The 26,631-nt window shown below is 66.7% G+C and carries 23 protein-coding genes and 1 tRNA gene; 7 read left to right on the forward strand and 17 right to left on the reverse strand.

The window, feature by feature from the left end:
• Positions 1-25: 25 nt before the first annotated feature.
• Entirely contained in the window at positions 26-1,498 is a 1,473-nt protein-coding gene (locus AC3WS6_RS13760; RefSeq protein ID WP_492501598.1) for a sensor histidine kinase, read from the forward strand.
• Between the two features lie 29 nt (positions 1,499-1,527).
• Here AC3WS6_RS13760 and AC3WS6_RS13765 read toward each other — a convergent pair whose 3' ends face one another.
• The 6 genes from AC3WS6_RS13765 to AC3WS6_RS13790 form a co-directional block, all read right to left on the reverse strand.
• Positions 1,528-3,102 carry an FAD-dependent oxidoreductase gene (locus AC3WS6_RS13765; protein ID WP_492501599.1) on the reverse strand — a complete coding sequence of 525 codons (1,575 nt, stop codon included), beginning with the start codon at positions 3,100-3,102 and terminating at the stop codon, positions 1,528-1,530.
• 27 nt (positions 3,103-3,129) lie between these two features.
• On the reverse strand, positions 3,130-3,984 hold the full coding sequence (locus AC3WS6_RS13770) for an FAD:protein FMN transferase (protein ID WP_492501600.1): 855 nt from the start codon (positions 3,982-3,984) through the stop codon (positions 3,130-3,132).
• A 17-nt stretch (positions 3,985-4,001) separates the two neighbouring features.
• Complete coding sequence (locus tag AC3WS6_RS13775; RefSeq protein ID WP_492501601.1) at positions 4,002-4,487, reverse strand: FMN-binding protein; 486 nt, start codon at positions 4,485-4,487, stop codon at positions 4,002-4,004.
• Positions 4,488-4,572: 85 nt separating this feature from the next.
• Positions 4,573-5,607, reverse strand: a complete 1,035-nt coding sequence (locus AC3WS6_RS13780) for a ribose-phosphate diphosphokinase (RefSeq protein WP_201470285.1) — start codon at positions 5,605-5,607, stop codon at positions 4,573-4,575.
• A gap of 11 nt (positions 5,608-5,618) precedes the next feature.
• Complete coding sequence (gene glmU / locus AC3WS6_RS13785) at positions 5,619-7,049, reverse strand: bifunctional UDP-N-acetylglucosamine diphosphorylase/glucosamine-1-phosphate N-acetyltransferase GlmU (protein WP_492501602.1); 1,431 nt, start codon at positions 7,047-7,049, stop codon at positions 5,619-5,621.
• A 1-nt stretch (position 7,050) separates the two neighbouring features.
• Positions 7,051-7,122: transfer RNA gene (locus AC3WS6_RS13790), tRNA-Gln, on the reverse strand.
• Between the two features lie 71 nt (positions 7,123-7,193).
• Between AC3WS6_RS13790 and AC3WS6_RS13795 the strand changes: the two genes are divergently transcribed.
• Together AC3WS6_RS13795 and AC3WS6_RS13800 are read left to right on the forward strand one after the other, a co-directional pair.
• A complete protein-coding gene (locus tag AC3WS6_RS13795; RefSeq protein ID WP_492501603.1) occupies positions 7,194-7,688 on the forward strand; it encodes a MarR family winged helix-turn-helix transcriptional regulator in 495 nt (164 codons plus the stop codon).
• A gap of 18 nt (positions 7,689-7,706) precedes the next feature.
• Positions 7,707-8,627 carry a pseudouridine synthase gene (locus tag AC3WS6_RS13800; protein ID WP_492502315.1) on the forward strand — a complete coding sequence of 307 codons (921 nt, stop codon included), beginning with the start codon at positions 7,707-7,709 and terminating at the stop codon, positions 8,625-8,627.
• A gap of 44 nt (positions 8,628-8,671) precedes the next feature.
• Here AC3WS6_RS13800 and AC3WS6_RS13805 read toward each other — a convergent pair whose 3' ends face one another.
• The 5 genes from AC3WS6_RS13805 to AC3WS6_RS13825 form a co-directional block, all read right to left on the reverse strand.
• Entirely contained in the window at positions 8,672-9,331 is a 660-nt protein-coding gene (locus AC3WS6_RS13805) for a methionine ABC transporter permease (protein WP_314426216.1), read from the reverse strand.
• Positions 9,331-10,374 (reverse strand): methionine ABC transporter ATP-binding protein, encoded by a 1,044-nt coding sequence (locus AC3WS6_RS13810; RefSeq protein ID WP_492501604.1) that lies wholly within the window; start codon positions 10,372-10,374, stop codon positions 9,331-9,333. Before AC3WS6_RS13810 ends, AC3WS6_RS13805 begins: the two co-directional genes overlap by 1 nt.
• Before the next feature lie 101 nt (positions 10,375-10,475).
• Positions 10,476-11,399, reverse strand: coding sequence for a MetQ/NlpA family ABC transporter substrate-binding protein (locus AC3WS6_RS13815; protein ID WP_492501605.1), 924 nt, complete (start codon positions 11,397-11,399; stop codon positions 10,476-10,478).
• A 91-nt stretch (positions 11,400-11,490) separates the two neighbouring features.
• Positions 11,491-13,344: a Na+/H+ antiporter gene (locus AC3WS6_RS13820; RefSeq protein WP_492501606.1), complete on the reverse strand. Its 1,854-nt coding sequence runs from the start codon at positions 13,342-13,344 to the stop codon at positions 11,491-11,493.
• A gap of 190 nt (positions 13,345-13,534) precedes the next feature.
• Positions 13,535-15,346 carry an ABC-F family ATP-binding cassette domain-containing protein gene (locus tag AC3WS6_RS13825; RefSeq protein ID WP_492501607.1) on the reverse strand — a complete coding sequence of 604 codons (1,812 nt, stop codon included), beginning with the start codon at positions 15,344-15,346 and terminating at the stop codon, positions 13,535-13,537.
• Positions 15,347-15,533: 187 nt separating this feature from the next.
• On the opposite strand from AC3WS6_RS13825, the gene AC3WS6_RS13830 reads away from it, so the two are divergent.
• The 4 genes from AC3WS6_RS13830 (at position 15,534) to AC3WS6_RS13845 (ending at position 19,206) form a co-directional block, all read left to right on the forward strand.
• Positions 15,534-17,045: an HNH endonuclease signature motif containing protein gene (locus AC3WS6_RS13830; protein WP_492501608.1), complete on the forward strand. Its 1,512-nt coding sequence runs from the start codon at positions 15,534-15,536 to the stop codon at positions 17,043-17,045.
• A gap of 222 nt (positions 17,046-17,267) precedes the next feature.
• Complete coding sequence (locus AC3WS6_RS13835; protein ID WP_492501609.1) at positions 17,268-17,810, forward strand: hypothetical protein; 543 nt, start codon at positions 17,268-17,270, stop codon at positions 17,808-17,810.
• 2 nt (positions 17,811-17,812) lie between these two features.
• The gene (locus AC3WS6_RS13840) at positions 17,813-18,370 is read left to right on the forward strand and encodes a hypothetical protein (protein WP_492501610.1); all 558 of its coding nucleotides are present in this window, start codon (positions 17,813-17,815) and stop codon (positions 18,368-18,370) included.
• A gap of 257 nt (positions 18,371-18,627) precedes the next feature.
• Positions 18,628-19,206 (forward strand): hypothetical protein, encoded by a 579-nt coding sequence (locus tag AC3WS6_RS13845; RefSeq protein WP_492501611.1) that lies wholly within the window; start codon positions 18,628-18,630, stop codon positions 19,204-19,206.
• Between the two features lie 90 nt (positions 19,207-19,296).
• Here AC3WS6_RS13845 and AC3WS6_RS13850 read toward each other — a convergent pair whose 3' ends face one another.
• From AC3WS6_RS13850 to AC3WS6_RS13875, 6 genes are all read right to left on the reverse strand, one after another.
• The gene (locus AC3WS6_RS13850) at positions 19,297-20,415 is read right to left on the reverse strand and encodes a substrate-binding domain-containing protein (protein ID WP_492501612.1); all 1,119 of its coding nucleotides are present in this window, start codon (positions 20,413-20,415) and stop codon (positions 19,297-19,299) included.
• Positions 20,416-20,476: 61 nt separating this feature from the next.
• The gene (gene mmsB / locus AC3WS6_RS13855; protein WP_492501613.1) at positions 20,477-21,835 is read right to left on the reverse strand and encodes a multiple monosaccharide ABC transporter permease; all 1,359 of its coding nucleotides are present in this window, start codon (positions 21,833-21,835) and stop codon (positions 20,477-20,479) included.
• The gene (gene mmsA / locus AC3WS6_RS13860) at positions 21,832-23,352 is read right to left on the reverse strand and encodes a multiple monosaccharide ABC transporter ATP-binding protein (protein WP_492502316.1); all 1,521 of its coding nucleotides are present in this window, start codon (positions 23,350-23,352) and stop codon (positions 21,832-21,834) included. The genes mmsB and mmsA overlap by 4 nt, the downstream gene beginning before the upstream one ends.
• 155 nt (positions 23,353-23,507) lie before the next feature.
• Entirely contained in the window at positions 23,508-24,539 is a 1,032-nt protein-coding gene (locus AC3WS6_RS13865) for a LacI family DNA-binding transcriptional regulator (RefSeq protein WP_492502317.1), read from the reverse strand.
• A gap of 71 nt (positions 24,540-24,610) precedes the next feature.
• Entirely contained in the window at positions 24,611-25,543 is a 933-nt protein-coding gene (locus AC3WS6_RS13870) for a 4-(cytidine 5'-diphospho)-2-C-methyl-D-erythritol kinase (RefSeq protein WP_492501614.1), read from the reverse strand.
• A 12-nt stretch (positions 25,544-25,555) separates the two neighbouring features.
• Positions 25,556-26,623: an aldo/keto reductase gene (locus AC3WS6_RS13875; protein WP_492501615.1), complete on the reverse strand. Its 1,068-nt coding sequence runs from the start codon at positions 26,621-26,623 to the stop codon at positions 25,556-25,558.
• Between the last annotated feature and the right edge of the window lie 8 nt (positions 26,624-26,631).

The raw sequence follows: 26,631 nt of genomic DNA on the forward strand, positions 1-26,631 counted from the left end.
TTCCACGAGGATCGCCGGGCGACCGATGAGCCTGCAGACGCGGCTGATGACGGCCGTGATCGGTTTCGTCTCGCTCATCCTCGTGATCGTCGCCGTCATCACCAGTGCGCTGCTCGGCGGGACACTCGAACAGCAGCTCCAGGACAAGGTGACGAATTACTCGACAGGGGTCGCCCAGGCGGTCGGCAGCGTGCCCGCGAAGTACGCCGACGTCGATGCCATCTTCGAGGGCCAGGGGTCGCGCGTTCCACCCGGCATCCTGATGGCCGTCTCCAGTTCGGCGGGGGGCACCAACGGCATCGTGTTCCCCGACACCAAAGGCGAGCTGAGTGGACAGTCCCAGCCCCTGACGAGCGCTGATCTCGAGCGGATCGACGCAGCGCTCGACGGGCGGCGCGTGGGCACCGTGACGCTCGACGACTTCGGCTCCTACCTCGTGGTCGTGCAGCAGGCGCCCAACGGAGTGAATGTCGTCACGGGGCTCCCCCGCACAGACATCCAGAATCAGCTCACCACTCTCCTGACCGTCATCGTGCTCGCGACGCTCGGGGGGCTGATCCTTCTCGCACTGACGACCGCCATCACCATCAGGGTCGGCCTCAGGCCGCTGCGCGCCGTCGCCGCCACGGCCACGCGCGTGGCGAACCAGCCACTCGATCGCGGGGAGGTGCAGATCACCGAGCGGGTGCCGGCGGCCGAAGCAGACCCGCGCACAGAGACGGGCCTCGTCGGAGCATCACTGAACACTCTGCTCGACCACGTGAACGCCTCGCTGGCCGCACGCCAGAAGAACGAGGAGCGGATGCGCCGCTTCGTCGCCGATGCGAGTCATGAGCTGCGCACACCCCTCTCATCGATCCGCGGATACTCGGAGTTGTCTCTGCGCGCGCTGAAGCAGCAGGGCACGGACGCAGCGATCGAAGGCACCACGACATCGCTCGAGCGCATCCAGGCGCAGTCGCTGCGGATGACCCACCTCGTCGAGGACCTGCTGCTGCTGGCGCGGCTCGACGAAGGCCGCGAACTCGTGCACGGCACCGTCGACCTCACCCAGCTGGCTCTCGAAGGCCTCTCCGACGCCCGCCCCACCGCCGTCGATCACCACTGGAACATCGAGGTGCCCGACGAGCCGATCGTGGTCATGGGCGACGCGGGTCGTCTGCATCAGGTGGTCGCCAACCTGCTCGCGAATGCCCGCACGCACACTCCGCCCGGGACCTCGATCACTCTGCGGGTGACTCGCGAGGGCGACGACGCGGTCATCAGCGTGCATGACGACGGCCCGGGCATCGATCCGGCGGTGCGCGACGAGCTCTTCGCCCGCTTCGCCCGCGGCGACAGCTCGCGTGCCCGGCAGACCGGGGGCACTGGCCTCGGACTCGCCATCGCGAAGGCGATCGTCGAGGGGCACGGCGGAGGGCTCTCGGTGACGAGCGAACCGGGTGACACGACGTTCGCCGTCCGCCTGCCGGTGAACCCGGTGCCCGTCTCGGACTAGAGAGCTCGGACGAGGTCGCCCATCCGCGCTCAGTAGCCCGCGAACGCGTCGGTCGTGAGCGTGCGGGCCTTCTGCAGCGCGGGGGCGAGGTCCGCGATCAACCGCGGAGGGCCGGAGATGTAGGCGTGACGGGATGCGAGGTCGGGGACGAAGCGATCGAGCTCGGCGGCGTCGAGCCGGGCGCCCTGCGCCCATGACCAGTGATCAGGAAGCGGCGTCGGCTCGTCACGAGTGAAAGCGATCACTCGCGCGCCGGTGGCGGCGATCTCGTCGCGGAAGGCCAGCTCCGAGCTGTCGGAGGCGACATAGACCAGCACGACATCGCGGTGCTGACCTGTCGCCCGCAGCTGACGGAGCTGCGACACGAACGGCGTGACGCCGATGCCGGCGGCCACCATCAGCACCGGGGCTTCGGATCGCGGAAGCAGGAAGTCGCCCCAGGTGCCGGTGACTGCGAGAGTCGCGCCGGGTTCGGCGTCCGCGAGGGCACGCTTGTAGCTCGACGGATGCCTCTGATCCCCGTCCTTGTAGGCGATGCGCAGCGTCGGGAGGTCGGCGGGCGCAGACACGATGCTGAACTCGCGGCGTGTGCCGCGAGCATCCGGCCGGCTGTGGGGCACATCCAGTTCCAGGTACTGGCCCGCGAGGAAGCGCACCTTCCCCTTCGCGCGGAACGTGAGCTCCTGCGCGGTCGGAGTGATGAACTGCCTCTTCTCGAGGACGAGACGCACAGAACCGCGCAGCGCGAACGCGAAGGCGAGCAGGTTGCCGATGAGCAGGGCGCGTTCCTGGCCGAGCGTGAAGAGCCCTCCGACGGCGATCGGCCACCCGGCGAGGACGCCGACGAGGGCAGCGACGGAGAACTGCTGCCAGCGGCGCGGCGGAAGGGTCAGCGGCTCAGAGAGCATGAAGGCACCGAGGAACAGGAACGGCGACTGCAGCAGAGCGAACGAGAGCGCGGATGCGAGGTCGAAGTCGATCGAGAACTCCTGAGCCTGAACGGCCTGTCGTACGACCGAGACGACGATCGCGATCAGGAGGAATGTCGCCACGACGCGCACCTTCTCGGTCCGCCAGAGCACGGCGAGCCCGAGGACGAGCACGGGAAGGAACATCGACGGTGTGCCGACCCACCACGACGACGATGTGCCGAGCCACTCGAAGGCGCCGAAGGACCCGAGGATCGACACGACGGCTGCACCGAATGCGGCAGGGTTGAGGATGTGTCGTCCTCGCCACGCGATCAGGTACTTCGACAGACTCGCCACTGCACCGGCGATCGCGAGGCCGAGCAGCGCGAGCGGCTCAGCGCCGGGCCGCAAGACGAACAGCAGGATCAGCGCCGTGACGAGCGACGACTCGATGCGCCACGGCAGCCGCAGAACGCGCTGCGCCGCCGCATCCACGGCGGAGATCACCAGCGCGAGCACCACGAAGGACACGAGTATCTCGACCGGAGTCGGCGAGACGATGACCCCGAGCGACGAGAGCACGACGGCGATGATCGCCAGAGCGAGCAGCGAGAAAAGCACCAGGCGATACATCGAGATGCCGCCGAGGAGCGCGAGAACTCGTTGCCGCATGGCGGTGAGGGAGGTGATCACTGTTCCACTCTTCCGTAATCCTGCGCCTCAGCGGCGCGTGAACAATTCGGCAGGGCATCCGGGCGAGCGCTCGACGCGGCCATCAGTCGTCATCCGTACCCAGTGCACGTCCCACGACGCCGCGAGCTCCGGGCCGCCGTCGAAGAACAGGGCGGTGGCCACGGCATCCGCGCGCATCGCGTCGGCCGAGATCGCCCATGTCGCAGCCCATGTGCGCACCGGAACTCCGGTGCGCGCGTCGAGCACGTGATGCAGGCCGTCTCCCCACGCGCGGCGGTTGACGGCCGACGCGCAGAGTGCCGCATCCTGCAGCTCCACCACGCCGATCGCCTTCGTCGAGTCGTACGGATGCTCGAGGCCGACGCGCACGACCGCACCGCGGACGCGCATGTCTCCCCCGGCGTCGACGACCAGATCCCCGGGCACATCCGTGAGAGCGTCGACGACGAGGTCGACGAGACGTCCCTTACCCAGGGCTCCCACATCGATGAGCGCGGGGACAGACGCCGTGACTTCGCTCTCCGACCACCGGATCTGCTCGGTCCACGCCCGCGGGGCCGCCACAGGAGTCCCGGCCACGAGCGAGTACTGCGCGTCATAGCCGAGCGCGTCGAGGCTGTCGCCGACCAGCGGATTCACCGCTCCCGCGGTGGCGTGCGCGAGATCCCGGTAGGCGTCGAGCATGGGTCCTGCATCCACCGAGGCGATCGTCCCACCGGCTCGGCCGACCGCGGTGACCGCGGAGTCCTCGCGGAACCGCGACCATTCGCGGTCGAAACGCTCGATCTCCGTGCTCACGAGGCGTCGCTCGTCGGGCCCGAGCTCGTGCGTGGTCTCGATCTCCCAGCGCGTGCCGATCGCGTCGAAACGCCAGATCGCCATGGTGCCGGCTCAGGCGCCTACGCGGCGGCCTGCTCCTTGATCGCGTCGACGGCCTTGTTGAATCCACCGCTCGTGAGCGAGGAGCCCGCGACCTTGCTGACATCGATCTCGTCGAGGGACTTGCCCACGACCTCATCCGAGATGCCCTCGATGAACTGCCCCTGGTACTGCTCGCTCTCGCGGGCCTGGGGGTCGCCGGTCACCTCGACCTCGCTCACCACGCCGTCGGCGATCGTGAGGGTCACCGTGATCTCCTCCACGGTCTCCGGCGTCTGGTACGACCCGTCCGCGGTATAGGTGCCGTCGGAGTACTCCCCCGATGACGCCGAGCCCGTGCTCGTGTCTGTGCTCGAGTCGGTGCTCGAGTCGGTGCTCGACGAATCACCGGTCGAGGTGTCTTCGGCGTCAGCCGTGCCCGAGCATCCGGCGAGCACGAGAAGCCCGGCGACGCCGGCGATGGCTGCTCCCTTGCGGAGCGAAGTCGGTACAGTCGTGCGGATCATGATGGTCCTCCCGGCCTTGATCGATGTGTTGATTCGACCGTAGGGAGCCCGTCTATGTGCGGGCTGTGCCCGCTATATGAGTCGCTTACGCGTCTCCGCCGAACATGCTCGTGACGGATCCGTCTTCGAAGACCTCGTGGATCGCACGCGCGAGCATCGGGGCGATCGGGAGGACCGTCAGCTTGTCCCAGCGACGCGACTCGGTGAGCGGGATCGTGTCGGTGATCACGACCTCGTCGATCGAGGCGTCCTGCAGACGCTCCGAGGCCGGATCGCTGAAGATCGCGTGCGTCGCAGCGACGATCACGCGATGCGCGCCGTTGGCCTTGAGCGCCTGCGCGGCCTTCACGATGGTTCCGCCCGTGTCGATCATGTCGTCGACGAGCAGGCAGGTGCGACCGTCGACCGCGCCCACGATCTCGTGCACCGAGACCTGGTTCGCGACCTTCGGGTCACGACGCTTGTGGATGATCGCCAGCGGGGCGCCCAGGCTGTCCGACCAGGTGTCGGCCACGCGCACGCGACCCATGTCGGGCGAGACGACCGTGAGGATCTCTCGGTCGGCCGGGCTCAGGGTGCGCTGGAAGTAGTCCAGCAGCACCGGCTTGGCGAACAGGTGGTCGACGGGGCCGTCGAAGAAGCCCTGGATCTGAGCGGCGTGCAGGTCGACGCTCATGACGCGGTCAGCGCCGGCGGTCTTGAGCAGGTCGGCGACGAGGCGGGCGCTGATCGGCTCACGGCCGCGGCCCTTCTTGTCCTGGCGCGAATACGGGTAGTACGGGGCGACGACCGTGATGCGCTTGGCAGATGCGCGCTTCGCGGCGTCGATCATGATGAGGGTCTCCATGAGCCACTCGTTGACCGGCTCACCGAAGGTCTGGATCAGGAAGAGGTCACAGCCGCGGATCGACACCTCGAACCGCGCGTAGATCTCGCCCGAGGCGAACGTGCGGTGCTCGGTCGGCACGACCTCGGTGCCGAGCGCGGCTGCCACAGCTGCAGTCAGCTCCGGGTGCGAACGCCCGCCGGCGACGACCAGCCGCTTCTTCGTCTTGGCGACCAGTCCCGGTGCGATGCCGTTGTCCCGGTCCAGATCGACCGTCTTCTTCTTGCGCGCCATCGTTTTCTCGCCTATTCCACCACTCGCGATCGGGCTGCGGCATCTGCCGCGCCCGTGCCTGCCCTGTTCTTCTCGACCCAACCCTCGATGTTGCGCTGAGGGGCGACGCTCATGGCAAGAGAGCCGGCGGGGACGTCCTTGCGGACGACGGCGCCGGCACCTGTCTTGGCGCCAGCACCCAGCCTAACGGGCGCGACGAGGGTCGTGTGCGAGCCGGTGTGCACCTCGTCCTCGACCACAGTGCGGTGCTTGTTCACGTCGTCGTAGTTCGCGGTGATCGTGCTCGCGCCGAGGTTGACGCCGCGGCCGATCGTCGCATCGCCGACGTACGACAGGTGCGGAACCTTGCTGCCCTCGCCGATCTCGGCGTTCTTGGTCTCGACGTAGGCGCCGATCTTGCCTCTGGCCCCCAGGACGGTGCCGGGCCGCAGGAACGAGAACGGCCCGACCGTGGCCTCGGCACCGATCACCGCGAGCGTCGCATCGGTGCGGCGGACGATCGCGTCCTCCCCCACCTCGCAGTCGACGAGAGTCGTGTCAGGGCCGATGATGGCACCCTCGGCGATCGTCGTCGCCCGCAGGATGTGCGTGTTCGGGAGGATCGTGACGTCGGGCGCGAGCGAGGCATCGTCGTCGATCCACGTGGTGGCGGGATCGATCACGGTCACGCCTTCGCGCTGCCAGTGCCGCACGATGCGGTCGTTGAGCACGCGGCCGGCCTCGGCGAGCTGGATGCGGTCGTTGATTCCGAACGTCGATGCGGTGTCGGCGGCGATCTCGGCGGCGACCGGACGATCCGCTGCGCGGAGAAGCTCGATGACGGTGGTGAGATACATCTCGCCCTGCGCGTTGTCCTGCGTGACGCGTGCCAGCTGCGCGCGCAGCTCGAGTGCACGGAAGACGTAGACGCCCGCGTTGATCTCGGTCACGGCCGCTTCGTCGTCTGTCGCATCCTTCTGCTCGACGATGCGCTGCACGGTGCCGTCGACGTCGCGGATCACCCGGCCGTAGCCGCTGGGGTCGTCGAGTCGCGCCGTGAGCAGCGTGGCTGCGGCAGACACGGCACGGTGCCCGTCGACGAGCGCGCGCAGCGTGTCGACCTCGAGCAGCGGGACATCACCCGAGAGCACGAGCACATCGCCGTCGAAGTCGTCCGGCAGCTGATCGATCGCGACCTGCACGGCGCGACCCGTGCCGGGGACGTCGTCCTGATCGACGAACACGGCGTCGGGGTAGTCCTCGGCGAGCGCAGCCACGACCTGGTCGCGTTCGTGCCGCACGACGACCTCGATGTGATCGGCACCGAGTCGCGTCGCGGTGGTGAGCACGTGGCCCACGAGCGGACGCCCGCCGATCGGGTGCAGCACCTTCGGCAAGCGGGAACGCATACGCGTGCCCTGCCCGGCAGCGAGGACGATGATGGCGAGCTTGTTCCCAGTCATGCTCCGCCGCCAGGACTCGAACCTAGACCTAACAGCTCCAAAGGCTGTCGTGCTGCCATTACACCACGGCGGACCGCTGCCCCCGAGGGAGCCGCGGATCAAGTCTGCCACGTCCGCCTGCGTGCTACCGGCGATAATGGACGGATGACTGAGGCGGATGAGGTTGATCGGATCGTCGGCGCCTGGAACACCCAGCGCCCCGACCTCGACTTCTCGCCCCTCGAGGTGCTGTCGCGGATGGATCGGCTGACTCGCCTGCTCGATCGCGCGCGCCGCGATGTCTTCCGCCGCAGCGACCTGGAGGCCTGGGAGTGGGACGTGCTCTCGGCGTTGCGCCGGGCGGGCTCGCCTTTCCAGCTCTCCCCCAAGCAGCTGCTGCAGCAGACTCTCGTCTCGAGCGGCACCATGACCAACCGCATCGATCGTCTGGTCGGGCGAAAGTTCGTGCGCCGCGAGGCGGACCCCGCTGACGGCCGCAGCGTGCTCGTCACCCTGACGGATGACGGACGCATCAGAGTGGATGCGGCGATCACACGCCTCGTCGATGTCGAAGACGACCTTCTGAAGGCGCTGTCGCGTGGCGACCGCGACCGCCTGGCGAGTCTGCTGCGCAAGCTCAGCCTGAGCTTCGACGCGTGAGGGCCTGAACACATGGCGATGCAGTCCCCTCTTCCCGTGCGCGACGGCGTCGGCGCGACGCGTCTGCACGTGCCGATGAGCGGCGAATGGCCGACCGTCGGCGCATACATGATCGAGCGCTTCTTCCACCTCGACCCCGAGGGGCTGCTCAGCCGCTTCGATCGTGGCGAGATCGTCGCCCGTGACGGCACCCCTCTAGCACGGGACACACCCCTGGGCGTCGAGGAGTTCATCTGGTACTACCGGGACCCGCCTGTCGAGACCCGGCTGCCCGTCGAGATCGAGATCCTGCACCAGGACGATGACCTGGTGGTCGTCGACAAGCCGCACTTCCTGCCGACCATCCCCGGGGGGAAGTTCCTGCAGAACTCGGCGCTGATCCGCCTCCGCAACCTGCTGGGCAACGACGATCTCGCTCCGATCCACCGCCTGGACAGGGCGACGGCGGGCCTCCTGATGTTCTCGGCGCGACCGGCCACGAGGGGGCCGTACCAGCTGCTCTTCGAGACACGTCAGGTGCAGAAGGTCTATGAGGCGGTCTCCGCCCGGCCTGCCGACTGGGACCCCTCCCGCTTCCCTCTCGTGTACCGCAACCACATCGTGAAGCTCCGCAACGAGCTGAAGGTGCAGGTCGACGACGATCGCGAGCCCAACGCCGAGACCCGCATCGATGTGATGGGCGCGGATGACCACGTCGTACACACGCTGCTGCATCCGCACAGCGGCAAGATGCATCAGCTGAGGGTGCACCTCGCTGCACTGGGCCTCGGCATCCTGAACGATCCGTTCTATCCCGAGTTGCGCGGCGAGAAGGCCGACGACTTCGAGAACCCGATGCAGCTGCTCGCCCGAGAGCTCCACTTCGTCGATCCGATGAGCGGCGAGAAGCGCACCTTCACCTCGGGCCGCTCGCTCCGGTACGCGCCGCGGTCACGGTAGCCGCACCGGCCGCGCGACCCCTTCTGTCGAGGCGACGGGGCGGGTCAGCGGCGCATGATCTTGCGCGCGAGGCGGGTACCGAGCATCTGCACCAGGTGCACGAACACCACGATGAGGATGATCGCCGCCCACATGACCAGCGGCTCGAATTGCCGGAAGCCGTAGATCTGGGCGAACGCGCCGAGCCCGCCGCCGCCGATCAGACCGGCCATGGCCGTCATGTCGATGAGCGCCACGACGATGAACGTGTAGCCCAGGATGAGGGGTCCGAGGGACTCGGGGATCGCCACCGTGAAGAGTATGCGCCAGGGACCGGCTCCCATCGCCCGCGCGGCCTCGATGACCCCGGGCGAGACCGAGACGAGGTGCTGCTCGACGATGCGACCGATCGCGAACGCCGCCGCGAGACCGATGATGAAGGCCCCCGCGGTGGTTCCGATGCCGGTACCGACGACCACGCGCGCGAAGGGCTGCGCCACCGCCATGAAGATCACGAACGGGATGGGCCGGAAGAAGTTGACCGCGAGGTTCGCGATGACCGAGACCGGCTTGTTCTGTGCGAGCCCGCCCGGACGCGTGACGTACAGGATGACGCCGATCGCGAGACCGAGGATTCCACCGAGCACGAGCGCGAAGGACGTCATGTAGAGGGTCTCGAGCGCGGCCTTCCAGAATTCAGGCCACAGTTCGTTCAGACGATCCATCAGCGTGCCTCCTCTCCGGCGATCTCGGTGACTTCGACGCGCTCCGCGATGCCCGAGAGCGTGCGGTCGATCACGTCGCCGTCGCCGCGAATCGCGAGTGTGAGGTGGCCGAAGGCGCGACCCCGGATGTCGTTGATGCCGCCGTACACGAGCTCGAAGTCGAGACCAGCACCGGCGAGGTCGAGGAACACCTGGGCCTGCGACGAGTCGCCGTCACGGAACGAGAAGGTGACGAGCCGGCCCTGGTGCCGGTCGCGCAGCACCGACAGCTCGGACGGCGTCGGGATGCCTTTGACGACGGTGCCCACGAATCTCTGCGACGCGGGGTTCTGCGGGGCTGAGAACACGTCGAACACGTCGCCCTTCTCGATGACCCGACCGTTCTCCATCACCGCGACCTTGGTCGCGATGGTCTGGATGACATCCATCTCATGCGTGATCACCACGATCGTCACACCCTGCTCCTGGTTGACCCGCTTGAGCAGATCGAGCACCTCGTGCGTGGTCTGCGGGTCGAGAGCGCTGGTGGCCTCGTCGGCGAGCAGGATCGCCGGGTCTGTGGCGAGGGCACGGGCGATGCCGACGCGCTGCTTCTGCCCGCCGGAGAGCTGCTCGGGGTAGGCCTTCGCCTTGTCGGACAGGCCGACGAAGCTGAGGAGCTCAGTGACCCGCTTCTCGATGTCGGGCTTGGACCAGCCGGCCAGCTTGAGCGGATACGCGATGTTCGCCTTGACGCTGCGTGAGGAGAATAGGTTGAACTGCTGGAAGATCATGCCGATGCCACCGCGGACCTTGCGCAGCTCGCTCTCGCGCAGCGCGGTCACGTCCACGCCGTCGACGAGGATGGTTCCGGCAGTCGCTGGCTCGAGCGCGTTGATAAGGCGGACGAGCGTCGACTTCCCCGCCCCCGAGTACCCGATGATGCCGAAGACATCACCCTTCTCGATATCGAGGGTCACGTCGTCGACAGCGACGACGTCGCCGTCTCCCGGGTTGCGGGCGGGGTATGCCTTCGACACGTTGGTCAGGCTCACGATGGGCATGTGTGCTGCTCCGGTCTGCTTCGGGAACGAAGAATCGGGTGACGCACGCAGCGCCACCCGATTCTCTCGCATCCGGATGGGAGGTTCCCCTCCCACCGGACTCACTTCTGTGCTTCGGTGTCCTTCTGGACCTTCTCGAGCGACGACACGAGGTCCTCGACAGGAGTCTGCAGAGGAACGGCGGTGTCACCCGACGACTCGAGCAGACCGGCCCGGACGTCTTCATTCGTCTGGAAGATCTCGACGAGCTTGAGGTAGGTCTCGTTGTCAGCCTCGTCGGCGCGGGCCGCGAAGATGTTGACGTACGGCAGCGCGTTGGGATCCTCGGGGTCGTCCTGAGCGATCGCGTCGTCGAACGTCAGACCGGCGTCCTTCACGAAGTCGTTGTTGATGATCGCGGCGGCGACGTCCGGCAGCGAGGTCGGGATGAGCGCGGCCTCGAGTGCCGTGACCTTGACCTTGGACTTGTCGGTGTCGACGTCGGCGACGTCGGAGAAGATCGTGCCGCCGCTCTTCAGCTCGATCAGACCCGCGGACTGGAGCACGAGCAGCGCACGTGCCTGGTTCGACGCGTCATCCGGCACCGCGACAGTCTCACCCTCGGGGATGCTGTCGACGTCGTCGTACTTCTTCGAGTACAGGCCGAGCGGGTAGATCGCCGTCGAACCGATCGGAGTGAGGTCTGATCCGGAGTTCACGTTGTAGTCAGCCAGGTACACGATGTGCTGGAACTGGTTGAGGTCGATCTCGCCCTCGGTCAGCGCCGGGTTCGGCTGCTCGTAGGAGCCGAAGTCGACGAGCTCGACCGTGATTCCCTCTTCGGCCGCTGCCTCGACGAACGGCGCCCACTGCGCGTCGCCCTTGCCGACGACGCCCACCTTGACGGTTTCGCTCTCGGACGCTCCGGACTCGCCGGAGCCGGCGTCGGAGGACGCGGTCGCGCAGCCTGCGAGTGCGACGAAGAGCGGGACCGCGGCGAGCGCGGCGATGACGGAGGTGGTCCTGCGGGATGCTGTGAAGGACATGATGTTCGGGTTCCTCTCTTGGGGGACTCGATCACGTTAGACACCCGCACGGGATCGCGCCGAATCGCGACGTCACAGAGCGTCACAGCCGTCAGTCGTAATCCTCGATGCCCTGCAGGCGCACCTGCTCGAGGTCGAGGCGAGCTGCGATGCGGCGCACGACGAGGTCATCGACCGTGCCACTGCGACGGAGCCCCAGAAGCACCTCTCGTTTGCGGTCGAGCAGGGCGAGTTTGAGGCGCGTGTGCTCCTCGTGGCGCAGCAACGGCGACCGCTGCATGACGTCGACGTCGGTGGATGTCGCGATCATCTGCAGTGTTCTGACCTCGACGTCACCGGTGGCGCCCGCCAACACGCTATCCGCGGCGATCGTCGAGGCGGGTGCGTCAGCATCCGGGCCGCCGCCGATGTTGCTGCCGCCGACGCCCCCGACGTCGATGCCGTCAGCGTCGATGCCCGTCTCCATTGAGCCCCCGGTGGAGCCGGCGACACCCAGCGGATCGGGTTCGTCCAGGAGCTCGTCGAGTGCACGCGCTTCAGCGTCGACGATCGCCTGTTCGCGGGCGAGCGCGCGTGCGTTCGAGAACTCGAGCATCTGGTACCCCTCCGCGCGCACCTTGTCGCGGATCTCCTGCCCGATCGCGTGCTCGGTGGCGATGTCGTCGAGCGCGGCGAGAGCCGCTCCCGAGATCGCCCGCTCGGCCAGCTCGTACTCCTCGTCGGCCGCGTGATCGACGGGGAACCGCGCCCAGCGCACGATGGCGGGAAGCAACGGCCCCTGCACGAGAAGGCTCAGGAGGATCACCCCGGCCGTGACGAAGACGATCTCGTCACGTCCGGCGATCGCCCCCTGCGTCGCGCTCGCCGCGGGGACGGAGAGGGCGATGGCGAGGGAGACGGCTCCGCGCATCCCCGCCATGGTCGACACCGCCATCGAGCGGGCGCGCGCGCCGGCCGAGGGTCGGGTGCCGGTGCGGCGCTGGAACGGCATGTTCATCACCTGGAACAGGTAGCGCACGACCAGCAGGGTCACCCAGACCCCGAGCGTGATGAGCACGAGCCTCCCGATCGCCGCTGCCGAGATCTCGTGCGCGACGAACTGCACCTCGAGGCCGATCAGCACGAAAAGAGCGCCGTTGAGCAGGAAGACCCCGAAGGGCCAGGCGGCGTCGGCCTGGCGTCGCGACGACGCCGTGGTGACGCGCGGCGCCACGTATGCGACCACGAGACCGGCGACCACGACTGCCAGCACGCCCGAGGCGTGGACGATCTCGGCGAGAAGGAAGGCCGTGAAGGGGATCAGCAGCAGTGTGACATTGATCACGATCGTCGAGGAGGTGGCGCGCAGCAGCACGAACGCGAGGGCGGCGATCACGCCGCCCGCCGCGATGCCGCCGGCGTACGACATGAGCACGGACATCGTGACGGACCACGGCGTGACCTGGCCACCCAGCGCCAACGACACCGCGATCGCGTACAGCACGAGCGCCGTTCCGTCGTTCGTGAGGCTTTCCGCCTTGAGCTTCATGAACAGGCGCTGCGGGAGCAGTCGACCGAGCGCGGCGACGGCGGTCGCGTCGGGCGGAGCGACCGCCGCGCCGAGGATGAGTGCGGTCTCCCACGGCATACCGAACAGGATCCCGACGCCTGCGACGGCGAAAGCGGAGGCCACGACGAGCAATGTGCTCATGGGCAGGATGTAGCGGAAGTCCCGACGAATGGAGCGCAGCGAGGTGGTGAGGCTCTCCCAGAACAGCATGACCGGGAGGAACAGCAGAAGCACGGTCTCGGGCGGCAGTTGGATCTCGCGCAACTGCGGAACGAACCCGAGCAGAAGGCCGAAGATCACCAGCACAAGCGGCAACGCCAAGCGCACGCGCGGGGCGAGGATCGCGCCGACGAGAATCGTGAGTCCTATCAGGACCGTGACCTCGAGTCCTTCCATCTGAACCTCCAGGGTGCCGCAGGATCAAGCTGTGCGATCCCTGTCGGTATCGAATCCCGCCCAGAGCACAGCGCCGCGCAGAGCCACCGTATTCCCGCGGCGGCAGAATGGCGAGAGCTCAGTCAGTCGAGCTCCCGGGTTGATCGAGCTCTTCCGTCGATCCAGCTCTTCTGTCGGTCAAGCTCTTCCGTCAGTCAAGCTCTTCCGTCAGCTCGAACCAACGCAGTTCGAGCTCCTCGATCTCCGCCTGCTGATCACTGATCGCCTTCATCTTGTCGCCGAGCCCCGCGAAGTCCGACTGGTCGTGATCCGCGAGCGCGGTCTTCGCCTTGTCGACCTGCTGGGTGAGCTTCTGGATGCGCCGCTCCAGCGCCGAGACCTCCTTCTGCGCTGCGCGCAGTGCAGCGCCATCGAGATTGGAGGCCTTCTTCTCAGTGTTGACGGCCGTCTGCGACTTGCCGGGCGCGGAGGTCTGCAGCTGGCGAAGACGGAGATACTCGTCCACGCCGCCAGGCAGATGACGAAAATGCCCATCGAGGATCGCGAACTGCTGATCGGTCACGCGCTCGAGGAAGTAGCGATCGTGGCTGACGACCAGCAGGGTTCCCGACCACGAGTCGAGCAGGTCCTCGATCGCCGCCAGCATGTCGGTGTCCAGGTCATTGGTCGGCTCATCGAGGATCAGCACATTCGGCTGGTCGAGGAGCACGAGCAGCAACTGCAAGCGGCGCTGCTGGCCACCCGAGAGATCCTTCACCGGAGTGGAGAGCTGAGCGGAATCGAACCCGAGCCGCTCGAGCAGCTGCCCGGGCGTGAGTTCCTGCGCCTTGGACCCGGCACCCATCGTGTACGAAGTGCGCAGGCGAGAGATCACGACCCGCACCGGCTCGCGCCGAACATCCTCGAGTTCGTCGAGGCGCTGCGTGAGCGTCTTGACCTTCACGGTCGTGCCGCGCTTCACCCGACCGACGGTCGGCTCCACGGTGCCTGAGATGAGCCCGAGCAGTGTCGACTTGCCTGCGCCATTGACGCCCAGAATCCCGGTGCGCTCCCCCGGTGCGATGCGCCATTCCACATCGCGCAGCACCTCTCGGGTCCCACCATCAGCCGTGGGGTAGGTCACCCCGACGTCGAGCAGATCGACGACGTCCTTGCCGAGGCGAGAGACAGCGAGCGACTGGAGCGAGATCTTGTCGCGGATCTCCGGCACGTCGGCGATCAGCTCGTTCGCTGCATCGATGCGGAACTTGGGCTTCGCCGTTCTCGCCGGGGCGCCCCGCCGCAGCCAGGCCAGCTCCTTCTTGGCGAGATTCTGACGCTTGGCCTCGGTGGCGGCCGCCATACGGTCACGCTCGACCCGTTGCAGGATGTAGGCCGCGTAGCCTCCCTCGAAGGGCTCGACGATGCGGTCGTGCACCTCCCATGTCTCGGTGCAGATCTCGTCCAGGAACCACCGGTCGTGGGTCACGACCAGGAGGGCGCCGGAATTGGCGCTCCATCGCTTCTTCAGATGTCCGGCAAGCCATGTGATGGCTTCCACATCGAGGTGGTTGGTGGGCTCGTCGAGCGCGATGACGTCCCAATCCCCGGCCAACAGCTTGGCGAGAGAGACGCGGCGACGCTGCCCGCCGCTGAGCGAGCCGATCTCGGCGTCCCACGGAAGGTCTTTGAGCAGCCCCTCGATCACATCCCGGGTGCGGGGGTCGCCGGCCCACTCGTATTCGGGGGTGTCGCCGACGACCGCGGCACTGATGGTCAGGTCATCGCTGAGGGTGTCGGCCTGGTCGAGGACGCCGATCGTCGTGCCCCCGCGCACGGTCACGCGACCGGAACTCGGCTCCTTGATGCCCGCCAGCATGCCGAGGAGGCTCGACTTGCCGTCGCCGTTGCGGCCGACGATGCCGATGCGGTCACCCTCTTCGATGCCGAGGGTCACGGAGTCGAAGACGACCCTCGTCGGATATTCGAGGTGAAGGGCTTCTGCCCCGAGAAGATGTGCCATATCGCTTCCAGGTTAGTCCCGCATGCTGTGCGCGAGCGGTCAGGCGAGATCATGCGAGCGGTCTGTCGGACCCGCGAACCCGACTGACCTGAAGCGAGTAAAGCATGCGAAAGGCGAGCCGTATTCGAATTCCGGAATACATTAGAAACTTCGTTCGAATGTCGGAGATCGATGATCTACTTGAGTCATGACAGCGCTCCTCGATGCGACCGACTCCCAGATGGCGAACCTCGCCGGATTAGTCGAGTCGTTGCGCGTCGCTGAGGCGACGTTGAGCAGCGTGCAGGCCGCGCGTGATGGGCTGCTCGCCCTCGCGGGGCGGCTCGCGATCGACATCGCGAAGCAGGGCGACCACCCCGACCGCGGCGACCATTCCATCCGCACGGTGGCCGCAGAGGTCGCGGCCGTGCAACGAGCCAGTGACCGCACTGTCGAACGGCGCATGGCGGCCGCAACCGAACTCGTCGACCTGTTCCCCACCGTCTGGGCGGCGCAGGGCGCCGGGCGCATCAGCGCCGCGCACTCGCGCGTGATCGTCGACGCGGGGTCCCACCTGCCCGACTCGACACGCGCGACCTATGCCGCGATCGTTCTGCCGCTGGCCGAAGTGGAGTCACCCAACCGGCTACGGCCGCTCGCGCGACGCATCGCTAAGCGCTTCATGCCGACATCGATCACGTCTCGACACCGCAAGGCGCGCTCCGAAAGACGGGTATGGGTGACCGCGGGTGAAGACGGTATGGCCGCCCTGCACACCCACGCTCCAGCGGCCCTCGTGCATGGGATGTTCGATCGTCTATCGCAGATGGCGCACCTGGTCCGTACACACAATCTCCGCGCCGCCCGGGATGCCCGGCGCGACGGGCGCGAGTTCGATGCCGATAAACGCACCGTCGATGAGATTCGCGCCGACCTGCTCGCCGACCTCGTCCTTACCGGAGCTCCCAGCGGACATGACAGCGAAGATGCGCTCCTCGCCGAGATCCGAGCGCACATCACCGTCACTGTCCCTATCTCCACTCTCATGACCGGTGCAACCGACGACACCGACACCGACGCCGACGCCGACGGGAACGTCGGCGACTACAAGAACACCGGCGGCGACGCGGGCACCAGCAGCGACAACGCCTACGGCAACCACACGAACCCCGACCCCGACCGCCGTCGCCCCGCTCGGGACGCGGAGTGCCAATGTGACGGGACGTCCTCCCTCGCGCCGTCGACACGCTGCTTCCATGCGTCCGCCGCGCCGCCGCCCGCTGAACTCGACGGGGTCATCCCGATCGACAACGGCACAACCCGACAACTTGCGGCAACGGCCAGCGGCTGGGATCGGGTTCTCACCCACCCTTTCACCGGCGGCGCGCTCACCGTCGACCGCTATCGGCCCAGCAAGCACCTCCGACGTCTCCTTCGCGCCCGAGACGCACGATGTCGTTTCCCGGGCTGCGGCGTCCCGGCGCGCAAGAGCGACCTCGATCACACCCACGCCGCCTCCACCGGCGGCGACACCAGCGCCGCCAACCTCGCCACGCTCTGCAGACGCCACCACGTGCTCAAACACCACACACCGTGGCACGTCGCACAGGGTCATCATGGAGTACTCGTCTGGACCAGCCCGACGGGTCGCACCTACATCGACACTCCGCCTCCACAGAACACTGTCGCATTCACAGACACCACGGCAGCGCCGTTCTGAGTCGCCGGCCTCGTGCCAGTCTGCCGTCAGTCCCAAATACGGTTGCCGTCTGCCACCAAGTCACACGCAGGCATCGTGCCGCAGAGGAGGTAAAAGATGCGGGCGCGCCCAGGTCACTAAGGTCGCCGCGTGTCGTCAAGAACCCGAAGCGAGGCGTCGCTGTCCAGCCTTCGCTGTGGATAACTGCAGCGACGTCCGGAGCCGTTTCACTACGGTGGCGCGATGACATCGCTCCGACTGTTCCTTCGTTTCGCCTTGGCACTGCTGGTCGCCGCCGGTGCCATCGCCGCTTCGGTCGCGTGCGCGCCTGTGCCGGCCGGCTCTTCGGCGCGACAGATCGTCCCCGCCGCGGATTTGGCTGGCGTGATGTCGGAGAAAGTCTTTCGCGACTATATCGCCGCAATGAATGAGATCGACCTGAAGAATGTCGATTCGTTCGCCCCACTCGCAAGTATCGGGTCCGAGACCCTCTTCCAGCGCGAGATCAACACGCTGATGCCTTTGTACGAGCAGGGATATGACATACAAGGAGAGATCGAGATCGATTCGTTCGAGGTACAGACAGTACGAGGCCAGCGCGTTCAGGCGATCGGATGCACCGATGTGTCGAACTACGTGGTGCGAGACGGTCTCGGGACACAGACAAATTACGGTCAGCCGGAGAAGGTGGAGTCGCATCTGGAGTTCGTACTGGTCAACGGGCGTGTCTACCTCGACCGGGTCGCAAGCCGCCCAGCCGCCGAATGCGATTCGGCAGCCGGCTGACCATGGGCGCCCCCAGAAAGCTCACGAACTATCGCCTCGCGGTCCCTGCGCTTTTGGCGATCGCCCTCGCCGCGTTGGTCGGATGCGGACCTATAGCGAATCCGACCCCGAAACCGACACCGACGCCGGTCTTCGCTTCGAAAGAAGCCGCCTTCACCGCCGCCGAGGAGGTGTATCGCGCGTACAACGCCGCGTTGAACGCGATCGACCCGTCCGACCCCGCGACGTTCGAGCCGGTCTTCGAGTTGTCGAGCGGGTCCTTCGAAACAGCGGATCGCGAGAACCTCTCAATCATGCATGCTGAAGGACATTCGATCGACGGCGATTCAGCGGTCACATCCTTTAGAGGCGAGTCCGTATCGGCTGGCTTCAGCGTCGTGAAGGCGCTCGTCTGTCTAGACGTGAGTGCCGTGCAGATCACCGACAAGAACGGGGCGTCGGTCGTCACGGAAGGTCGCCCGAATGTCTACGCGCTCGCTGTGTCATTCAAAGCTGACGACGGGGAACTACGTATCGACGCCGCAGAACGCGCTGAGGGGGCGACATGCGAGAACCGCTGATACTCGTGGCGGCGGTTCTGGTCGTCACGGCTTCAGCGGGCTCGTCTGACGGCGGAAGCGACTTCCTCTACGGTACCGACGGCTCGACTCTGACGATCTCCGGAACTCAGCAGCAACCAGGAATGCCCGTCATCCCAAATCGCCCGAACACCCCTGGTACTCCACATACCCCGGGCATCCGTACCGACTCCACCACGCCTGGCAGCTCTGCAGAACCGGCACCACCGAGTGATCGGGCTGTGCAACTCGCAGCCTGCATGGATGATTCCGGCACGACACGCTGCTCAAAGCGCGCGAGTCCGAGCGAGCCGACCCCGGTCGCAGATGCGCCGGGCCCCGCAGCGCCCGCCCCGCCGACGATCACCATCACAGATCTGGCGCAGTTCGCACCGCCGCCCACCGCCGCGAGCGCCGACCCGGGGAACGTGGGCATCGCCGATCTCCCCACGAACTTCATCGCAGCGGCAGACGTACGGACGCAGACGGGTGAACTGTTCGGCATCCCGCTGACGGTCCGGTTCTCCCCCGCCGCGTACGTATACGACTACGGGGATGGGAGCACGATGAGCACGGCTCGTGCGGGCCGCACCTGGGAGGAGCTCGGTCAGGCGCAGTTCACTCCCACACCCACCACTCATGTGTACGAAGAGCGGGGGAACTATGTCGCCCGCGTCGACGTGGCCTATGCCACAGAGGTCGACCTCGGAACCGGATGGATCCCCCTGCCAGGGCAGATCACGACGACGGGAACACCCCAGCAGATCCGCATCCTCGAAGCCCACACCGCGCTCGTCGCCCATACGTGCACCGAAGATCCGCAGGGCGTCGGGTGCTGAGGGCGCCCTGACGCGAACGAGCCGTCCGGGACCCGAAGGTCCGAACGGCTCGTGTGCTGTCGAGCTGATGTGCTCGACAAGCGGAATCGCTTACTGGTACGACTCGACGATCTCGAGGAGGCTCGGGACGTTGGCGTAAGCCTCGGCCGCGTTCTCCTTGGTGACGATGATCGGGTCGAGCAGGTATGCCGGAACGACCTTGGCGCCGTTGTCGTACGACTCGGTGTCGTTGACGTCGACCTCTTCGCCCTTCTGCAGCTGGCCGACCATCGTGATGGCCTGCTCGACGAGCAGCGTGGTGTCCTTGTTGATCGTGGAGTACTGCACGCCCTCCATGATCGACTTGACCGACTCGACCTCGGAGTCCTGACCGGTGACGACCGGAACAGGCTTGCCCGCCTGCTGCACCGAGGTGATGATGGCGCGAGCCAGGGTGTCGTTCGGCGAGAGGACGCCGTCGAGCACCGTGTCACCGCTGTACGAACCGGTGAGCAGCGTGTCCATGCGGTTCTGCGCGTTCTCTGCGAGCCAGCCCTCGGTCGCGGTCTGCGCGATCTCAGTCTGACCCGACACGACGTTCAGCGTTCCGTCGTCGATCTTGTCCTGCAGCACGCTCATCGCGCCGTCGAAGAAGACCGCCGAGTTGGCGTCGTCGGGCGAACCCGAGAACAGCTCGACGTTGTACGGGGCTTCGTGACCCGCACGAGCCTCGAGACCATCGAGCAGCGCCTGTCCCTGCAGCTCACCGACCTTGAAGTTGTCGAACGCGACGTAGTAGTCGACGGCCTCGGTGTTCTCGATGAGACGGTCGTACGCGATCACGTAGGCGCCGGCATCCTTCGCCGCCTGCACCTGCGTGGCCAGCTGCTTGCCGTCCTTCGCGCCGATGATGATGACCTTGGCACCGTTGGTGACCATGGCCTGGATCTGGTTCTGCTGCTCGGCGACCGTGTTGCTGGCCGGGGCGTACTGGACGTCGGCCTTGAAGCCGGCCTCCTCCAGGCCGTCGGTGAAGAGCTTGCCCGCGAGGACCCAGTTCTCACTGGTCTTGTCGGGAAGCGCGACGCCGATCGACGAGTCCGCTGCGAAGCCCGCGGCTTCTTCGCCCGATCCCGAACCGGTGTCCCCGCCTCGCTCGGCCGAGCAGCCGGTGAGGGCGAAGGCAGCCGTCGCGACGAGCGCTGTCGCTGTGACGATGATCTTCTTCATGTGATCTCTTTCTGTGTGATGTTGACGGACCCTGCGCGCGAGCACTGCGCGAAGATTCCGCTTACTCGCTCCGCGTCTTGTCGACGGGCGGAGCCTGGTAAGTCTTGTTCGGCTCGAACACCGGAGAGGCCTCGGGATCGTCCTTGCGGCCGAAGCGACGTGTCATGAACCCGATGATCGAGGGGCGACCCTGCTGCTTGTTCCAGACGTCGATGCCGACCGCGAACAGGAGCACGATGCCCTTGATCATCGAGACGACGTCGGCACCCTGGCCGAGCAGCGCGAGTCCGTTGTTGAGGAACGCCATGACGAGACCACCGATGATCGAGCCGATCACCGTGCCGATGCCGCCAGCGACAGCCGCACCACCGATGAAGACGGAGGCGATCGCGTCGAGCTCCCAGCCGGTGCCGTCGTTCGGCCCGGAGGCCTGCGAACGGGCGACGAAGATCATGCCGGCCAGCGCCGCCATGACCGACATGTTCATCATGACGAAGAAGTCGACCCAGCGATCCTTGACACCCGACAGGCGTGCAGCCTGCCGGTTGCCACCAACAGCGTAGATGTGACGGCCGAACACGGTGTTGCGCGTGATGAACGAATAGATGATGACCAGAGCCAGCAGGATGAGCCCGGGGACCGGAAAGCTCGTGCCGGGGCGACCCGTTGCGAACATCCATGCGGCGACCAGGACCACCACCGAGAGCAGAGCGACCTTGACGACGCTGACCCACAGGGGCGCACTCTCGGATCCCATCTTGTGCTGGATGCGACGCGTGCGGATCTCCCAGAAGATGAGCCAAGCGACCGCGAGCAGTGCCAGGATCATCGTCGGCACGTTGAACGGGAGCGGAAGACCCACCTCCGGCAGATAACCGGTGCCGATGATCTGGAAGCCCTTCGGGACCGGGATCGTCTGCGCGTCGCCGATCCATTGCTGCGCTCCGCGGAACAGCAGCATGCCCGCGAGCGTCACGATGAACGCAGGAACCCCGACGTACGCGACCCAGAATCCCTGCCACGCACCCACCAGAGCACCCACGGCGAGGCCGAGCACGATCGCGAGCGGCCAGGGAAGGTTCCAGTCGGCCATCGATTTCGCGACGATGATGCCGGTGAAGGCGGCAACCGAGCCGACCGACAGGTCGATGTGCCCCATGATGATGACCATCACCATGCCGATCGCGAGGATCAGGATGAACGAGTACTGGTTGATGACGTTGATCAGGTTGCCCGACGTCAGCGTCGCACCGTTCGGTCCGTTCCGCAGCAGTGTGAAGATCTCGAAGAAGACGATGATGACGATGAGGCTGCCCAAGATGCCGAACTGGCGCAGCGACGAAGTGCCGTTGCTTCCGAACATCTTGCGGATGTCGCCGAAGTGGAAGCCGCGCTTCGTTGTCGTGATGTCGGTGGTCATGCGGATGCTTTCTGAGTAGCGGAGGTCATGCTGCGCATGAGGGCCTCGGGTGTCGCCTGGTCGGCCGGGATGCAGTCGGTGACCCGACCTTCGAAGACGGTGTAGATGCGGTCGGAGATGCCGAGAAGCTCGGGCAGCTCACTGGAGATGACGATCACGCCCTTGCCCTGGGATGCGAGCTCGTTGATGATCGCGTAGATCTCGTACTTGGCTCCGACGTCGATGCCGCGCGTGGGCTCGTCGAGGATCAGCAGGTCGGGATCGGTGAACATCCACCGCGCCAGCACGACCTTCTGCTGATTGCCTCCGGACAGCTTTCCCACGCCCTCCTCGACGGAGGGCGCCTTGATGCGCAGCGCCTTGCGATACTGCTCGGCGATCGAGTACTCGGCACGCTCGTCGACGACGCCGCGCTTGGAGATCTTCGACAGCTTCGCAGCGACCGTGGAGCGCTTGATGGTGTCGAGCAGGTTGAGCCCGAGCACCTTGCGGTCCTCGCTCACATACGCGAGCCCGTGCTTGATCGCCGAGGACACGTCGGGGATCGTGATCTCCTGACCGTCCTTGACGAGGGTGCCCGACTGGAAGTTGCCGTACGAGCGACCGAAGATGCTCATCATGAACTCGGTGCGCCCGGCGCCCATGAGTCCCGCGATGCCGACGACCTCGCCGCGCCGCACGTTGATGTTCGATCCCTTGACGACCATGCGCTCCGACACCGTCGGGTGCTGCACCCACCAGTCCTTGACCTCGAAGAACACCTCTCCGATCTCGGGGGTGCGGTCGGGATAGCGGCTCTCGAGCGAACGCCCGACCATGCCGCGGATGATCCTGTCTTCGTTGATCTCGCCGCGCGAGATGTCGAGCGTCTCGACCGTGCGTCCGTCGCGGATGATCGTGATCTCATCCGCGATCTGTTCGATCTCGTTGAGCTTGTGGCTGATCATGATCGACGCGATCCCCTTGGCCTTGAGCCCGAGGATCAGATCGAGGAGGTGCTGCGAGTCGTTCTCGTTCAGCGCCGCGGTCGGCTCGTCGAGGATCAGCAGCTTGACGTCCTTGTTGAGCGCCTTGGCGATCTCGATGAGCTGCTGCTTGCCGACGCCGAGCGTCTTGATCGCGACATCCGGGTTCTCGCCGAGCCCGACACGGGCGAGCAGCTCGATCGCCCGCTGACGCTGCGCCTGCCAGTCGATCCGTCCGAACCGGCGGATCTCGTTGCCGAGGAAGATGTTCTCGGTGATCGACAGCTCGGGGATGAGCGCGAGCTCCTGGTGGATGATCGCGATGCCGGCCTGCTCGCTCGCGGCGATGTCGCGGAACCGCTGCTCCTCGCCGTACAGCAGGATCTCGCCCTCGTACGACCCGTACGGGTAGACCCCGGACAGGACCTTCATCAGTGTCGACTTGCCCGCACCGTTCTCGCCGCAGATCGCATGGATCTCGCCGGCCCTGACGGTGATGGACACATCGGACAGCGCTTTGACACCCGGGAACTCCTTGGTGATGCTGCGCATCTCCAGGATGGGGCCAGACACGACCGGCAACGTTGCTGTGGTGCTCACAAGATCTTCCTCGCGACGGGCGGCCACAGACGATGTGACCGTTCACATTGGATTACATAGTCTACGCTCGCCGAAGCGGTGTCAAGACCACTGACGAAAATGTGGCCTTATCGAGGCGCCGAGGATTCCCTGGTTCTCAGGGTCGTCTGCAGGGGCCCGAACACGGGTGCCTGCTCGCCGCGGATCTGCGCCAGCAGCAGGCGCACCGCGCGGCGACCGAGTTCGGGGAAGTCCTGGTGCACGGTGCTCAGGGTCGGAGCCACATGCGCCGCCACCGGAATATCGTCGAACCCCACGACGCTCACGTCGTCGGGCACGCGGATGCCGGCGTCGCGGAAGCCGTGCAGCAGCCCGATCGCCATCTGATCGTTGGCCACGAAGACCGCGGTGAAGTCGCGGCGGCGCGACAACTCCTGACCGGCGAAATAGCCGAAGTCGGCCGTCCAATCACCGCGGATGGGCGGGAACGTGGGCAGATCCGCTTCCCTCAGGGCATCCAGGTATCCCCGCATCCTCGACTCGGCCTCGACCCAGTCCTGCGGTCCGGCGATGTGCAGGATGTCACTGTGGCCGAGCCCGATCAGATGCTCGGTGGCGGTGCGCGCACCCGTCACCTGGTCGGCCGAGAGGCTCACGCCGTCGGAGCCGGATGCGGTCTGCAGCGACACGAAGGGGATGTCGACGGCCATGCCGCGCAGCACATGGAAGACCCGCACCTGCGGCGCCAGCACCACGATTCCGTCGACCTGCTCCCGCGAGAGCTGGCGCAGAGCGTTGCCGATCGCCTCGGGAGACGTCGCCGAGAGGTTGAGCGTGGAGACCGAGTACCCCTCTTCGCGCGCGGCATCCTCGATGCCGACGATCGACGAGGTGGGGCCGAACTCCCCCACGGTCGCCGACAGGATGCCGAGCATGTTCGACCGGCTCGTCACCAGGGCCCTGGCGGCGAGGTTCGGCCGATAGTCGAGGACCGAGATCGCGTCGAGCACTTTGGCCTTGGTCTCGGGCCGGATGCTCGGGTGGTCGTTGAGCACGCGGGAGACGGTCTGGTGCGACACCCCCGCGAGGCGCGCGACATCGCGGATGCTCGGCATCCTTGCTCGCTCGGAGGCGGTGGACACTGCCTTGCCTCCTTGCATGTGCACGGTCACATCGTCATCTCATTATGTACGCACGGCACGCCGAACGCACCTCGCATGCCGTGGATCGCTCAGGCGACGATGCGCGCGCCGGGAACGGGACCGTGCACGTGCATCGAATCGAACCCGTGGTCGCGGAGCTCGTTCTGCACATGCTGAGCGCTCTCGGGACTGCCGCAGAGCAGCGCCACCGTGGGCCCCGATCCCGACACGATCCCCTGCAGCGCGCCCGCATGGATGCCGCGGAGGATCGTGGTCTCGAGGTCGGGGCGCTCGTACAGCGCCGCTTCCTGAAGGTCGTTGTAGATGCTCTCGGACAGCGACTCGGGATCACCGGAACGCAGCGCCTGCAGCACGGGCACCGGAACGTCGAGGGAGAGCGGCGGGTCGTCGGCGAGCGCACCCTGCTGCTCGCGGAGAGCATCGAGCCGGCCGTAGACGACGGGCGTCGAGAGTCCCTGAGCGCTCGTGACGAGCACCCAGTCGAACCGGCCGCGTGCCAACGCGGGACTGAGCTGATCGCCCCGCCCCGTTCCGACGGCGGTGCCCCCGTGCAACGCGAACGGCACGTCGGCGCCCAGGCGCGCCGCGAGTTCGTGCAGCCGCGCCGTCGAGAAGCCGGTACCCCAGAGCGCGTCACAGGCCACGAGCGCGGCAGCGGCATCAGCCGAGCCTCCGCCCATCCCTCCCGCGACGGGAACGCTCTTCCTGATCTCGAGCGCGACTCCGCCCTCGTACTGCGCTGCGGTCGCGAGCAGCTTCGCCGCGCGCATCGCGAGGTTTCGGTCGTCGAGCGGCACGCTGTCGACGTCGTCGACCCCCGACACGGTGATCGAGAAGTCGTCGGCATGCCGCGCGATCACGTCTTCGTAGAGCGAGACCGCCTGGAAGACGGTAGCAAGGGCGTGATACCCGTCGTCGTGTCGCCCACCGACGCCGAGATAGAGGTTGATCTTGCCCGGCGCACGCACGTGCACGGCGGGGGGCGAGGAGGCGACGCTCATGATGTGCTCCTGTCAGAGCTCCGTCGACGACGCCCAGAGGTCGACGTCGATCGAGCCGGAGAGCTCGTCGATGCGGGCCAGCTCCTGGTCGGTGAAGGCCGGACCGTCCAGCGCCGCGATGTTCTCGTCGAGCTGGGCGGGCCGCGAGGCTCCGACCAGTGCGGATGCGACCACCGGGTCGCGCAGCGTCCACTGCAGCGCCAGCTGCGCGAGCGACTGACCGCGGTCGCCCGCGATGCCGTTCAGCGACCGCAGGGTCTGCACGGCGTCGCCCGAGAGCGGAGCATCGGGCAGCGAGCCACGCTTCTGCGCGCGCTCGGCCGTGCCGTCTCCGAGGTACTTGTCGGTCAGCAGCCCCTGCGCGAGCGGTGTGAAGGCGATCGCCCCGACGCCCGACTGCCGCAGGGTGTCGGTCAGGCCGTCCTCGACCCACCGGTTGAGGATCGAGTACGCGGGCTGGTGGATCACGAGCGGGGTGCCGAGGTCCTTCGCGACCGCGACCGCCTCAGCGGTGCGCTCGGCACTGTACGAGGAGATGCCGACGTAGAGAGCCTTGCCCTGTCGCACGAGAGTGTCGAGCGCGGCCACGGTCTCGGCGATCGGCGTCACCGGGTCGACCCGATGCGAGTAGAAGATGTCGACGTAGTCGAGTCCCATGCGTGTGAGCGACTGCTCGGCACTGGCGAGGATGTACTTGCGGCTCGCGTAGTCGCCGTAGGGCCCGGGCCACATGTCCCATCCGGCCTTCGACGAGATGATCAGCTCGTCACGGTAGGGGCGGAAGTCCTCGGCGAACAGGCGGCCGAAGTTCTTCTCGGCAGAGCCGTAGGGCGGGCCGTAGTTGTTCGCGAGGTCGAAATGGGTGATGCCGCGATCGAACGCGTGGCGCAGCAGCTCGCGCTGGTTGTCGAGCGGGATGTTGTCGCCGAAGTTCCACCACAGGCCGAGGGAGATCGGCGGAAGGAAGAGTCCCGAGGTGCCGACCTGGCGGTACTCGAACTGCCGGTAGCGGTTCTCGTCCGCCGCATACGGCCGGTGCAGTTCGGGGACGTTCGGGCGGAAGCGGGGCGAGTCGGTCACGGTGCCAG

It is taken from the genome of Microbacterium sp. EB106-03-03-XG65, assembly GCF_058791955.1.